Source organism: Streptomyces sp. NPDC058051 (genome assembly GCF_042885475.1).
In the GTDB taxonomy this organism is placed as follows: domain Bacteria; phylum Actinomycetota; class Actinomycetes; order Streptomycetales; family Streptomycetaceae; genus Streptomyces.
Window position 1 is genome coordinate 64,679 of the sequence record NZ_JBHVRW010000009.1, and the last position, 12,444, is coordinate 77,122.

Below are 12,444 nucleotides of genomic sequence, written 5' to 3' on the forward strand. Positions count from 1 at the left end.
CGGGTCGGTGCGTTCAGCGGTGCAGTGCCGCGATGGCCGAGGCGAGCGCTGCGGGGACGTCCTCGACCAGCGTGTGCCGCCCGTCACGGACGATGTGCCGACCTGCCACGACCGTGTGCCGCACATCGGCGGCGGAGGCGGCGAATACGACCGCTTCGGCAGCGAGCCGGGGCGCCGGCCCCGCTGTTCTGACGGAGTCCAGGGCGACGGTCACCAGATCGGCGGGAGCGCCTGGTTCGAGGGTGCCCGCCGAGGGCCGGCCGAGCGCGGCATGTCCGTCGACCGTCGCGGCGCGCAGCAGCGCGGCCGCCGTCCAGTGACCACGCGCCCGGGTGCGCAGGCGTTCGTCGAGTTCCATGGCCCGCGCCTCCTCGAAGAGGTCGATCACGGCATGGCTGTCGCTGCCGAGGGAGAGCGGCGAGCCGGCGCGCTGGAGCGCGACGGCGGGACCGATGCCGTCGGCGAGGTCGCGTTCCGTGGTGGGGCACATGCAGGTGCCGGTGGCCGAGGAGCCGAGGAGCGCGATGTCCTCGCCGGTCAGGTGGGTGTTGTGGATGCCGGTGGTGCGCGGGCCGAGGACCCCGTGGTCGGCGAGGAGCCGGGTGGGCGTGCAGCCGTGTGCGGCGAGGCAGGCGTCGTTCTCCGCGGTCTGTTCGGAGAGGTGGACATGGAGCGGGGCCTGCCGTTCCTCGGCCCAGGCGGCCACCGTGGCGAGCTGTGCGGCGGGTACGGCGCGCACGGAGTGGACGGCCGCGCCGATCAGCGCGTGGTCGCTGCCCTTGAGGAGGGAGGCGCGGTCGGCCCAGGCGTCCGCGGTGGTGTCGGAGAAGCGCAGCTGATGGCGGTCGGGCTTCTGGTACTGGGTGGGGCGCCGGCCGAATCCGGCGGAGAGATAGGCGGTGTCCAGCAGCGTGATCCGGATCCCGGCTTCGCCCGCCGCCGCGATCAGTGCCTCACCCATCGCGTTGGGGTTGTCGTACGGGGTGCCGCCCGGCGCGTGGTGCAGATAGTGGAATTCGCCGACCGCGGTGATGCCGGCCAGGGCCATCTCGGCATACACGGCACGGGCGAGGTCGTAGTACGAATCGGGGGTGAGGCGGGCGGCGACCCGGTACATGGTCTCGCGCCACGTCCAGAAGGTGCCGGAGCCGACCTGGACGGTGGAGCGCAGGGCGCGGTGGAAGGCGTGCGAGTGGGTGTTGGCGAGCCCGGGCAGGGTGAGCCCGCGCAGCACGGTGGCGCCCGGCGGCGGGATGGCGACGCCGGTGCGGACGCCCGCGACGCTTCCGCCGGACACGTCCAGGGCGACACCCGGCTCGACATGGGTGCCGAGCCAGGCATGGGACAACCAGTACGTCATGGTGACGGGCCTGCCCGTCGGCTCCGTTGTCAGCTGCACGCGAGACCTTCCAGTACATCGGCGAGAGCGATCACCCCGGCCACGCAGTCGTCCTCGGTGACGTGTTCGGCCGGTGAGTGCGAGATCCCGGTGGGATTCCGTACGAACAGCATGGCGGTGGGGACCGAAGCGGACAAAATACCCGCGTCGTGTCCGGCCCCGGTGCCGAGGACGGGTACGGCGCGGCCGGTGCCTGCGCGCCGTGTCAGGATCTCGCGGAGTTCGTCGCGCAGGGCGTGTCCGAACTCCACGAGGGGCGTGAAGGACTCCCGTACGACATCGAGGTCGATCCCGGCCCGCTCGGCGTGGTCCCGGGCGGCCCGCTCGATGCCGTCGACCACGGTGTCGAGGCGGTCCTGGTCGGCGGCGCGGGCGTCGAGCCAGCCGCGGACGAGGGAGGGGATGGCGTTGACGCCGTTCGGTTCGACGCCGACCTTGCCGAACGTGGCGACGGCTCCGGCGAGCTCCGCCTCGCGGCGGGCGGCCAGTACGGTCTCGGCGTACGTGAGCATCGGGTCGCGCCGGTCGGTCAGCCGGGTGGTGCCCGCGTGGTTGGCCTCGCCCCGGAAGTCGAACCTCCAGCGCCCGTGCGGCCAGATCGCGGAGGCGATGCCGACCGGATCGCCGGTGAGGTCGAGGGCGCGCCCCTGTTCGACATGGAGTTCGACGAACGCGCCGATACGGCCGAGCCGTTCGGGGTCGGGGCCGAGGGCGGCGGGATCGTATCCGGCCGCCTCCATGGCCCGCGGCAGGGTGATGCCGTCACCGTCGCGGAGCCGGTGTGCCGCGTCGACGGTCAGCTGCCCGGCGGTGAGCCGGGAGCCCACGCAGGCGAGTCCGAAGCGGGCCCCCTCTTCGTCGCCGAAGTTGCTGATGGCCAGCGGGCGGACGAACTCCACTCCCCTGTGGTGGAGTTCGTCGAGCGCGGCGAAGGAGGAGACCACACCGAGCGGACCGTCGAAGGCGCCGCCGTCCGGTACGGAGTCGAGGTGCGATCCGGTGACGACGGCGTCCCCGGCGAGGGGGTCTCCGAGCCAGGCCCACTGATTGCCGTTGCGGTCGACCTCGTAGGTGAGCCCGCGCGCCTCGGCCTGCGCCCGGAACCAGGCGCGGCAGTCGGCGTCGGCCGTGGTCCAGGCGTATCGGCGGTAGCCTCCGCCGTCCCGGCCCCGGCCGACCGGCAGGAGTTCGCGCCACATGTCCTGGAACGACGCCGTGCGGCGAGGGGCCGCGCCGTCCCCCCGGGTCGCGGCGCCCGCGTCGCCGTCGCGGATCACGCCGCCTCCGACGCCTTCGCCGGTCGTGGCACCTGCGTGGGCCGTGCCGCCTCCGACGCCTTCGCCGGTCGTGGCGCCTCCGGCGCCTGTGCGCGTCATGGCCCCTCCGTCATCGGTACGCGCACGCCCTTGTCGGCGGCGACGGATTCCGCGAGGTCGTACCCGGCGTCGACGTGCCGGATGACGCCCATGCCCGGGTCGTTGGTGAGCACGCGGCGGATCTTCTCGCCCGCCAGCCGCGTGCCGTCGGCGACGGTCACCTGTCCGGCGTGGAGCGAGCGCCCCATGCCGACGCCTCCGCCGTGGTGGATGGAGACCCAGGAGGCCCCCGACGCCACGTTGACCATGGCGTTCAGCAGCGGCCAGTCGGCGATCGCGTCGGAGCCGTCGCGCATGGCCTCGGTCTCCCGGTACGGGGAGGCCACGGAGCCGCAGTCCAGGTGGTCGCGGCCGATGGCCAGCGGAGCGGCCAGTTCGCCGGAGGCCACCATGTCGTTGAACCGTTCACCGGCCCGGTCGCGCTCGCCGTATCCGAGCCAGCAGATCCGGGCGGGCAGTCCCTGGAAGCGGACGCGTTCACCGGCCATCTTGATCCAGCGGTGCAGGGACTCGTTCTCGGGGAAGAGTTCGAGCATCGCCTTGTCGGTCCGGTGGATGTCGGACGCCTCGCCGGACAGGGCGGCCCAGCGGAACGGGCCCTTGCCCTCGCAGAAGAGCGGCCGGATGTACGCGGGGACGAACCCGGGGAAGTCGAATGCCCGGTCGTAGCCCGCGAGCCGGGCCTCGCCCCGGATCGAGTTGCCGTAGTCGAATACCTCGGCCCCGGCGTCCATGAAGCCGACCATCGCCGCGACGTGCTGGGCCATCGACTCCCGCGCGCGCTGCGTGAAGTCGGCGGGCTTCTCGGCGGCGTACGCGGCCATGTCGTCGAAGTCGACACCGAGCGGCAGGTACGCGAGCGGGTCGTGCGCACTGGTCTGGTCGGTGACGATGTCGATCGGCGCCCCCTCGGCGAGCATCCGCGGCAGCAGCTCCGCCGCGTTGCCCAGCAGGCCGATGGAGAGCGGCTTGCGGGCGTCCCGGGCCTCGGTGGCCAGCCGGAGCGCGTGTTCCGGGGAGTCGGCGCGCACATCCAGGTAGCGGTGCTCGATCCGGCGCTCGATGGCCCGCGGGTCGCAGTCGATACAGATCGCGACGCCGTCGTTCATGGTCACGGCGAGCGGCTGGGCGCCGCCCATGCCGCCGAGTCCGGCGGTCAGGGTGATCGTGCCCGCCAGCGTGCCGCCGTACTTCTTGGCCGCGACGGCGGCGAACGTCTCGTACGTGCCCTGCAGGATGCCCTGCGTACCGATGTAGATCCACGAACCGGCGGTCATCTGGCCGTACATGGTGAGCCCGAGCGCCTCCAGCCGGCGGAACTCCTCCCAGTTCGCCCAGTCGCCCACCAGGTTGGAGTTGGCGATCAGCACGCGCGGCGCCCATTCGTGCGTCTGCATGACGCCGACCGGGCGCCCGGACTGGACGAGCATCGTCTCGTCCTGCTTGAGCGTCCGCAGCGTGCGCACCATCGCGTCGAACGAGCGCCAGTCGCGGGCCGCCCTGCCGGTGCCGCCGTAGACGACGAGCTGGTCGGGGTGTTCGGCGACCTCGGGGTCGAGGTTGTTCTGCAGCATGCGCAGGGCGGCCTCCTGCTGCCATCCCAGGGCGCTCAGTTCCGTACCGCGCGGTGCCCGTACGGGGCGGGGACCTGACATGGCGATGCCTCCTCGCGACGCGTAAATCTCCTATTCACATCCTGGTGTCGTGAATACTCGTAGTCAACAGCCCCGCGCCGTCCCTGGCGGACGACCCCCCGGCAGCCCCACCCCGTCCCGGGCGAACGACCTCCGGCACCCCCACGCCGCCCCTGGCGGACGGCCTCCGGCGGCCACACGCCGTACCCAGGCGGACGGCCTCCGACAGCCCCACGCCGTACCCAGGCGGACGGCCTCCGACACCCCCACGCCGTACCCAGGCGGACGGCCTCCGGCGGCCGCGCGCACGACGCCGGGGAACCCTCCTCCGCACGTCCTCCTCCCGGGCCCGCGCATGTACCCATGGAAAATGCCAGAACTCCCCCTTGGGGCAGGCACGTTGCGTAGCCTCTGTGTCACAGCCGTACGCCACGTCGGGAGGGGAGTGCGCGTGCCCGGAATCGACGAGTGCCTGCTCGAAGTCATGAGGCTGCCCGGCGCCCGCGGCGCCGCCGTGGTCGACTGGACGAGCGGTCTCGCCCTCGGCACCATCGGCGAATCGCCCAACGGCGACCACGAGGCCACCGCCGCGGAGACGGCCGAAGTCGCGAGGATGGCGGCCGAGCAGCCGGCCTTCGCGTCGGAGGCCACCGGGCATGCGGCGGAGAAGGCCGTCGCGGGAGCGCCGCCGCCGGTCGAGGACGTCATCGTCACCACACCCGCCGGGTACCACATCCTCCGTTTCGTCGAGACGGCCTTCGACAGCAGCGTGTTCCTGCATCTCTGGCTCGACCGTGCGGAAGGCAATCTGGCCCTCGCCCGGATACGTCTGAGCGAGTTGGCCGAGCGGCTGGTCCTGGCATGAGAACCGCCCCCGTCCCGGGCACACCCCTCTCCCCCATGCTGGAACGCCTCGCCGCCGAGCGGGCCACCGGCGCCCTGACGCGCGACCGCGGCACCCTCTACCTCGCCGAGGGACAGGTGGTGCACGCGGAGAGCCCGGCGACACCCGGCATCGACGTCCTGCTCACCACGGGCGGCACCCTGCACCGGGACGGCTGGTGGGAGGCGGTCGCCCGAGCGGGCGCCGGTCAGCGGGTCGGCCGCTATCTCGTGGACAGCGGGCGGATCCCGGGCGGGGCGCTGGAGCTGTGCCACCTGGGCGCACTGTACGACGCGGCGTTCTTCGCGCTCTCCCCCACCCGGACCCCGGCCCGCTTCCGCTACGGGGTCTCCCACTGGATCGGCCCCGTACGCCCCGTCCCCGTCGATGCCGTGCACCGCGAGACGCTTCGGCGGCGGGAGCTGCTGGAGCGGATCTGGCCCGACGCGGTGACCGACAGCGCACCGCTCGTACGGACGGCCCACCCGGTCGACGCCCCCGTTCCACCGGTCCGGCGCCGCGTGCTCGCTCTCGTGGACGGGGTGCGTACCGCATCGGACATCGCCCGGGATCTGGGCAGACCCGCGTTCCACGTCCTGGTCGATCTGCGGCGTCTGGCCGCGTCCGGGCTGGTCGAAGCCGTACGGGAGCCGGCGGGGGCGGCCGCCCCCGGCCGGGTCGCGCTCCCCGCGGTCACGGCCGATCCCGACGTCGCGCTGCTGCGCCGGCTCCGAGACGCATTGGAGGCCTTGTGATACGCGCGCTCAGACAGCGTGCCGGGAGGAGACAACTGATGGTGCCCGAGGCCGCAGTGCAGGATGTCCTGGCCGAGCTCCAGCGGTTACGGGCCCGGGTTCCGCTCCTCTCCGGCGCCCTGGCGGCCAGCATCGACGGTCTCGTCCTGGCGCATGACACCCCGGGCGTGGAGGCGGAGGGCGTCGCCGCGCTGACCGCGGCCGGGCTCGGCGTCGCGATCCGGATGACGGAGGCGACCGGCCGGGGCGGCTTCCGTGAACTTCTCGTACGGGGCGACAGCGGCTACATCGCGACGTACGCCGCAGGCTCCTCGGCCGTCCTCACGCTGCTGGCCGAGGACCGGATCAACGTCGGCAGGCTCCATCTGGAGGGCCGCCGGGCGGGCGCCCGGGTCGGCGAACTGGTCGACACCGCGCTGGAACGCGCCGCGCGCCCCGCACCCCCGAACAGCGCCCCCGCACAGCCCCCCACACAGCCCGGCGGCCCACTGCCGCACCGCACGTGACTCCCATGCCCCGGAAACAACCCACGGATCCGGTCGTCCCGGCCGGCCAGGAAAGGAAACGAGCACTCATGGCGAACACCGAAGCGTCATTGAAGGAAGCGATGACGTCCATCGAGGGCACCCTCGGTGTCGCCCTCGTCGACTACACCAGCGGAATGGCGCTGGGCACGCTCGGCGGCGGCAAGGACTTCAACCTGGAGGTCGCGGCGGCGGGCAACACCGATGTCGTCCGCGCCAAGCTCCGCACGATGGAGCACCTCGGCCTCAAGGACGAGATCGAGGACATCCTGATCACACTCGGCACCCAGTACCACCTGATCCGGCTGCTCAAGACCCGGGGGAACAACGGACTGTTCCTCTATCTGGTACTGGACGGCCAACGCGCCAACCTGGCGATGGCCCGCCACCAGCTGAAGCGGATCGAGGCCGAACTGGAGGTCTGACCCGGCGGCCTCAGCGTCGGCGCCGCGCCCCGCCGGGCGCGGCGTCACCCGCCATCGGACCGGTCGTCCGGTACCCCTTCACCTGCTTGCCCGCGGGCCGCCCGCGCTGCACCCAGTCGGTCCGCACCCAGTACAGGACGTCGCCCCGGCGCTCGCGCTGCCCGATCCTGGCGGCCTTGATCCAGAGCCCCGCTCCCGCGCCCGCGAGGACCAGTCCCCCGGCCCCGGGCAGCAGGAACACGCTCGCCACCGCCACGAGGAACGCCCCGAGCAACCACCACCGGTGCCCGCGCCGCCAGTCGCGTACGGTCACGTCCCGGTCCTGGAGGAAGTCGGACCGGCCGGCGCGTGTGGCTCCCTCGGCCAACTCCGCGTACCGCCCGCCTCGTACGAGCGCCACCACGGCGGCGGTGATCAGGAACAGCGCCGCTCCGGCCAGCAGCCCGATCCGGCGTCCGGTGAGCCCCGGCACCAGTGCGCCGATCGCCGCGGCGATCAGCCCCGGCCACCACAGCGGTGCTGCTCCGGCCCGTACGATCACGGCCACCCTCGCCAGCGACTGTGCTCCGCGCCCCACGTCCGTACCCCTCTCCGCAGCTCCTTCTGTTCCTTCCGGGCCGGAGATTAACGGCCGTAGATGAGCGACGTCTGAGAATCACGGAGCGGGCCGGGGCGGTCCTCGTGCGGGAAACCCGCCCGGCCGCAGCTCCCCCGGCCGGGTGCCCCGGCCATGCCCGGGCAGGGGGCGCCGTCACTCCACGAACAGCCCGCGCGCCGCCGCCCGGGTGTCGAATTCCTCCAGTCGCGCCTGCGCGTCGGGCAGGTCGTCGCACATCGCTTCCAGCAGCACGCGTCCCAGGAGCATGGGCGCGCACACCGTGTCGAAGGCGAGCCCGGTGCCGACGGCGCCGGGGATCAGCAGATCGCTGCACTTGGCCACGGGCGCGAAAGCGGAGTCGGCGACCGACACGACGGTCAGGCCGCACTCCTGCGCGTACGCGAGGGCGTCCACGACCTCCTTCGGGTGGCGGGGCAGCGCGAAGCAGATCAGAGCGGTGGCACCGGCCCGCCGCACGGCATCGAGCCGGTCGTACAGCGCCGTCCCGCCCTCGTCGAACACCCGCACATCGGGGTGGACCTTGGCGGCGAAGTATCCGAACCCGCGCGCCTGCGAGGAGGCGGCCCGGAGCCCGAGCACGGGGAGCGGTCGCGAGGCCGCCAGCAGCCTGCCCGCCCGTTCGACGGGTCCGGGGTCGGCGAGCAGCTCGGTCAGATGCCGCAGATTCTCGATCTCGGCCAGCACGGCCTGCTGGTACTCGTTGTACGCCTCCGTCCCGTCCTCCGCCGCGGGCTGCTCGGCGGGGGCGACCTCCCGCAGGTGTCTGCGGAGCGCCGGATAGCCGTCGAACCCGAGCGCCACGGCGAACCGGGTGACGGACGGCTGGCTCACCCCGGCGAGTTCGGCCAGCTCCACACTCGACAGGAACGGGACCTCCCCGGCCCTGCGCACCATCGAGTGGGCGATGCGCCGTTGGGTGGGCGTGAGCCGGCGCCCCTCGAAGAGCTGCTGCAACCGCGCGGCCGGGCTGCTCCCGCTCATGCTGTCCCCTCGGTAGATCCGTCACGCCATGGGCGGCGCGCCATCGTCCGCCGCGCCATGGTCCGTCACCCCACGACCCGTCACGCCATGGTCCGGCGCGCCATGGTCCGTCACGCCATGGTCCGGCGCCGACTCATCCATTCAGCCAGCAAGCCACCTGTATGTCCATATGCAGCGAGTCTGCGGGAAAGGGCGGAAAGAGGGGGGACAGCCCCACTGGCCGGGACGCCCCCGATGCGTACCGTGAAAGGCATGGATACCCGCGACCCCGAGCTCAAGAAGGAGCTCGACGCCACCCTGCACGCACGGAGCGAGCTGGGTTCGGATTACGAGTCCGCGCTCGTAGAGTCATTCCTGGAAAAGGTCGAGCAGCGTCTCGACACCACGCTCGACCGCCGCGTCCGGCGTCATCTCGCCGAGCAGCAGGTGAGCGTCGCCCGGGGTACGCGTGCGCCGCAGCCCCTGGGGAACTTCGCCGAGCGCTACGGCTTCGGGATCATCTCGCTGGTCCTGGCCATCCCGCTGTCGGCGATCGGCGCCGCGACCGCCGGCGCAACGGGCCTGGTCATCGCCTGGCTCGGGATCGTCGCCGTCAACGTGGTGCAGGCCGCCCGCCACCGGCCCCGGGGCCGGTGGCGTACCGGGCGCTCGGAGTCGTCCGACTGGGAGGACTGAAGAGGACTGAGAGGGAGGGCCGCGGGGAAGGGCCGCCCGGGCCCTCGCGCACACAGGTGTATCGCGGGGACCGCCGCACCCCCGGTTTCCCAGGGGGCGGGACGACGGCGGTCCCCGCGAGGGACACGGTCCGGGTCAGGGCCGGTCACCGCGTCCGGGCGACGGTGGAGGTCCGGGAGCCGCTCCGTAGTCCGTGTCGCCGTACCGGGTGTCGGCTGGTCTCCCTGCCGACACCCATCAATCTGCCGTACTCGTGTTAAGCGGGTGCTGCGCGGACGTGTCGCGCTCGTACCGTTTTCGCGAAGCCCGGCCGCCCCGGCCGCTACGGCTTGCCGGCCGCCGCGTCCCTGGCGAGGAACGCCAGCAGGTCCTGCCTGCTGACGACGCCCTTCGGTTTCCCCTCCACCAGCACGATCGCCGCGTCCGCCGCGTCCGTACCGCCGAGCACCGCCATCAGGTCCTCGACCGGTTCGCCGGAGCCGACCTGCGGCAGCGGCGGCGACATGTGCTTCTCCAGCGGGTCGGCGAGCGAGGCGCGCTGGGCGAACAGGGCGTTCAGCAGCTCCCGCTCCACCACCGAACCGATGACCTCGGCGGCCATCACGTCCGGGTGTCCGGCGCCCGGCTTCACGATCGGCATCTGCGAGACGCCGTACTCGCGCAGGACGTCGATCGCCTCGCCGACGGTCTCCTCCGGGTGCATGTGGACGAGCGTGGGGATCGGGCCGTCCTTGTGGTCGAGCACGTCCCCGACCCGGGCCGACGGGCCGGTGTCCTCCAGGAAGCCGTAGTCGGCCATCCACTCGTCATTGAAGATCTTGCTGAGGTACCCGCGTCCGCTGTCGGGCAGCAGCACGACGACCACGTCGTCCGGGCCGAGTCGCTTCGCGACCTCCAGAGCGGCGACGACCGCCATCCCGCAGGAGCCGCCGACCAGCAGGCCCTCCTCCTTCGCGAGGCGGCGGGTCATCTGGAAGGAGTCCTTGTCGGACACGGCGACGATCTCGTCCGTGACCGTGCGGTCGTACGCGCTCGGCCAGAAGTCCTCGCCGACGCCCTCGACGAGGTACGGGCGTCCGGAGCCGCCCGAGTAGACCGAGCCCTCCGGGTCCGCGCCGACGACCGTGACCGAGCCGCCGCTGGCCTCCTTCAGATAGCGGCCGGTGCCGCTGATCGTTCCGCCGGTGCCGACCCCCGCGACGAAGTGGGTGATCTTTCCGTCCGTCTGCTCCCACAGCTCGGGACCGGTGGTCTCGTAGTGGGAACGCGGGTTGTTGGGGTTGGAGTACTGGTCGGGCTTCCACGCTCCCGGTGTCTCGCGGACCAGCCGGTCGGAGACGTTGTAATACGAGTCGGGGTGCTCGGGGTCAACGGCCGTCGGGCAGACGACGACCTCGGCTCCGTAGGCGCGCAGCACATTGATCTTGTCCGTGGACACCTTGTCCGGGCAGACGAAGATGCACTTGTATCCCTTCTGCTGGGCGACGATCGCCAGGCCGACGCCCGTGTTGCCGCTGGTCGGCTCGACGATGGTGCCGCCGGGCCGCAGCTCACCGCTCTGTTCGGCGGCCTCGATCATGCGCAGGGCGATGCGGTCCTTGACCGAACCGCCGGGATTGAAGTACTCGACCTTGGCCAGGACCGTCGCCTGGATGCCGGCCGTCACACTGCGCAGCCTCACCAGCGGGGTATTGCCTACGAGACTGATCATCGAATCGTGGAATTGCACCGTGTACTCCGGGGTCTCCGAGATGGTGCGGCAAGGGTATGCGTACGGGCGCGACATTGGGCGAAGCGATTGAGCGGCGGTCACTGCGGGGCAGTTAGCTGTATGTACGGCAGCACGGCAACGAGGAGGTGGACCGGACTGTGTCGAGGGCAAGGGTGGCACGGCGGATCGCGGCGGGCGCGGCCTACGGCGGCGGCAGCATCGGGCTGCTCGGCGCGGCGGCGGTAGGCGTACTGCTGACGGAGGTCCAGCTGGCGAAACGGCATGTGGGCGGCGGTATCGCACCGGTTCCGCCGAGCGCGGACGGGCGGTACGGGGTGGCGTTCGCCGGCCCCGCGGACCCACTGCGACTGGGGTTGCTGGGTGACTCGACGGCGGCCGGACAGGGGGTGCGCCGGGCCGGGCAGACCCCGGGGGCGCTGCTCGCGTCGGGGCTCGCGGCGGTGTCCGAGCGGCCGGTGGATCTGCGCAACGTGGCGCAGCCGGGTGCGCGGTCGGACGATCTGGAACGGCAGGTCTCGCTGCTGCTCTCGGACACGTCCCGCACACCGGACGTCTGCGTGATCATGATCGGGGCGAACGATGTGACGCACCGGATGCCCGCCACCCAGTCGGTGCGCTGTCTGACCACCGCCGTGCGCAGGCTGCGCACGGCGGGTGCGGAGGTGGTGGTCGGCACGTGCCCCGATCTCGGCACCATCGAGCCGGTGTACCAGCCGCTGCGCTGGCTGGCCCGGCGGGTGAGCCGACAGCTGGCGGCGGCCCAGACGATCGGTTCGGTGGAACAGGGCGGGCGCACGGTGTCGCTGGGCGACCTGCTGGGGCCGGAGTTCGAGGCGAACCCGCGGGAGTTGTTCGGCCCCGACAACTACCACCCGTCGGCGGAGGGGTACGCCACGGCGGCGATGGCGGTCCTGCCCACGCTCTGTGCGGTGCTGGGACTGTGGCCGGAGACCGACCGGCTGGACGGGGCACGGCGCGAGGACATCCTGCCGGTGGCCAAGGCGGCCTCCCAGGCGGCCCGGGAGGCCGGTACGGAGGTCACGGGGGCTCGGGCGCCCTGGGCGCTCCTCAAGCACCGCAGGCGGCGGCGTCTGCCCGCCGCCACGGAGCCCCATCCGCACCCGGAGACGCAGGACACCCACGAGGAAGCGCCGTCGGCCCGGCAGCGGCACGGGCGGGCGGCCCCGGAGACGCGGGACGTCACGGGCAGGGAGCCGTCCGGAAAGATCGGCGAGAAGGCCGGCGAGACGCCGGGACGGTCCCAGGGAGAGACGCAAGGGGACGGAGGGACACTGGAGGAGCGGCACGGCGAGCGGCACGGCGGAACCCACGGCGAGACCCACGGAGATCCGCACAACCTGCCCGCCAATTGATCGACTGAGCGGTCGCTTAGAAAAGAGGTCGGCGTCACATGCGCTGCCCGGTGACCCAGCCCCTACGT

The 12,444-nt window shown here is 72.4% G+C and carries 11 protein-coding genes and 1 pseudogene; 6 read left to right on the top strand and 6 right to left on the bottom strand.

Annotated features, from left to right (window positions below; translation table 11 throughout):
• Positions 1–13: 13 nt before the first annotated feature.
• From ACFVUT_RS16540 to hutU, 3 genes are all read right to left on the bottom strand, one after another.
• Entirely contained in the window at positions 14–1,399 is a 1,386-nt protein-coding gene (locus ACFVUT_RS16540) for a formimidoylglutamate deiminase (RefSeq protein WP_389649110.1), read from the bottom strand.
• On the bottom strand, positions 1,390–2,598 hold the full coding sequence (locus ACFVUT_RS16545) for an allantoate amidohydrolase (protein WP_389649294.1): 1,209 nt from the start codon (positions 2,596–2,598) through the stop codon (positions 1,390–1,392). Before ACFVUT_RS16545 ends, ACFVUT_RS16540 begins: the two co-directional genes overlap by 10 nt.
• 173 nt (positions 2,599–2,771) lie before the next feature.
• Complete coding sequence (hutU, locus tag ACFVUT_RS16550; RefSeq protein ID WP_389649107.1) at positions 2,772–4,430, bottom strand: urocanate hydratase; 1,659 nt, start codon at positions 4,428–4,430, stop codon at positions 2,772–2,774.
• A 430-nt stretch (positions 4,431–4,860) separates the two neighbouring features.
• Here hutU and ACFVUT_RS16555 point away from each other — a divergent pair, with 430 nt between their 5' ends.
• The 4 genes from ACFVUT_RS16555 to ACFVUT_RS16570 all read left to right on the top strand — a co-directional run bounded on the left by ACFVUT_RS16555 (position 4,861) and on the right by ACFVUT_RS16570 (position 6,996).
• Complete coding sequence (locus tag ACFVUT_RS16555; protein WP_389649104.1) at positions 4,861–5,274, top strand: hypothetical protein; 414 nt, start codon at positions 4,861–4,863, stop codon at positions 5,272–5,274.
• The gene (locus ACFVUT_RS16560) at positions 5,271–6,047 is read left to right on the top strand and encodes a winged helix-turn-helix domain-containing protein (protein ID WP_389649101.1); all 777 of its coding nucleotides are present in this window, start codon (positions 5,271–5,273) and stop codon (positions 6,045–6,047) included. The genes ACFVUT_RS16555 and ACFVUT_RS16560 overlap by 4 nt, the downstream gene beginning before the upstream one ends.
• A 38-nt stretch (positions 6,048–6,085) precedes the next feature.
• A complete protein-coding gene (locus ACFVUT_RS16565) occupies positions 6,086–6,553 on the top strand; it encodes a roadblock/LC7 domain-containing protein (protein WP_389649098.1) in 468 nt (155 codons plus the stop codon).
• A gap of 68 nt (positions 6,554–6,621) precedes the next feature.
• Positions 6,622–6,996: a hypothetical protein gene (locus ACFVUT_RS16570; protein ID WP_389649095.1), complete on the top strand. Its 375-nt coding sequence runs from the start codon at positions 6,622–6,624 to the stop codon at positions 6,994–6,996.
• Positions 6,997–7,006: 10 nt separating this feature from the next.
• Here the strand turns inward: ACFVUT_RS16570 and ACFVUT_RS16575 are convergent, their stop codons facing one another.
• Positions 7,007–7,573: a hypothetical protein gene (locus ACFVUT_RS16575; protein WP_389649093.1), complete on the bottom strand. Its 567-nt coding sequence runs from the start codon at positions 7,571–7,573 to the stop codon at positions 7,007–7,009.
• A gap of 174 nt (positions 7,574–7,747) precedes the next feature.
• Positions 7,748–8,596, bottom strand: a complete 849-nt coding sequence (locus ACFVUT_RS16580) for a MurR/RpiR family transcriptional regulator (protein ID WP_389649090.1) — start codon at positions 8,594–8,596, stop codon at positions 7,748–7,750.
• A 252-nt stretch (positions 8,597–8,848) separates the two neighbouring features.
• Here ACFVUT_RS16580 and ACFVUT_RS16585 point away from each other — a divergent pair, with 252 nt between their 5' ends.
• Complete coding sequence (locus ACFVUT_RS16585) at positions 8,849–9,271, top strand: hypothetical protein (RefSeq protein WP_389649087.1); 423 nt, start codon at positions 8,849–8,851, stop codon at positions 9,269–9,271.
• Between the two features lie 322 nt (positions 9,272–9,593).
• Here the strand turns inward: ACFVUT_RS16585 and ACFVUT_RS16590 are convergent, their stop codons facing one another.
• Complete coding sequence (locus tag ACFVUT_RS16590; RefSeq protein WP_389649084.1) at positions 9,594–11,000, bottom strand: cystathionine beta-synthase; 1,407 nt, start codon at positions 10,998–11,000, stop codon at positions 9,594–9,596.
• Between the two features lie 155 nt (positions 11,001–11,155).
• Here ACFVUT_RS16590 and ACFVUT_RS16595 point away from each other — a divergent pair.
• Positions 11,156–12,154: pseudogene (locus tag ACFVUT_RS16595) on the top strand (SGNH/GDSL hydrolase family protein); the annotation flags it as partial.
• Positions 12,155–12,444 lie beyond the last annotated feature (290 nt).

Coding starts and splice junctions, on each gene's coding strand:
- ACFVUT_RS16565 (WP_389649098.1), top strand. CDS start 6,086: ATGGTGCCCGAGGCCGCAGTGCAGGATGTCCTGGCCGAGCTCCAGCGG.
- hutU (WP_389649107.1), bottom strand. CDS start 4,430: ATGTCAGGTCCCCGCCCCGTACGGGCACCGCGCGGTACGGAACTGAGC.
- ACFVUT_RS16585 (WP_389649087.1), top strand. CDS start 8,849: ATGGATACCCGCGACCCCGAGCTCAAGAAGGAGCTCGACGCCACCCTG.
- ACFVUT_RS16560 (WP_389649101.1), top strand. CDS start 5,271: ATGAGAACCGCCCCCGTCCCGGGCACACCCCTCTCCCCCATGCTGGAA.
- ACFVUT_RS16580 (WP_389649090.1), bottom strand. CDS start 8,596: ATGAGCGGGAGCAGCCCGGCCGCGCGGTTGCAGCAGCTCTTCGAGGGG.
- ACFVUT_RS16570 (WP_389649095.1), top strand. CDS start 6,622: ATGGCGAACACCGAAGCGTCATTGAAGGAAGCGATGACGTCCATCGAG.
- ACFVUT_RS16545 (WP_389649294.1), bottom strand. CDS start 2,598: ATGTGGCGCGAACTCCTGCCGGTCGGCCGGGGCCGGGACGGCGGAGGC.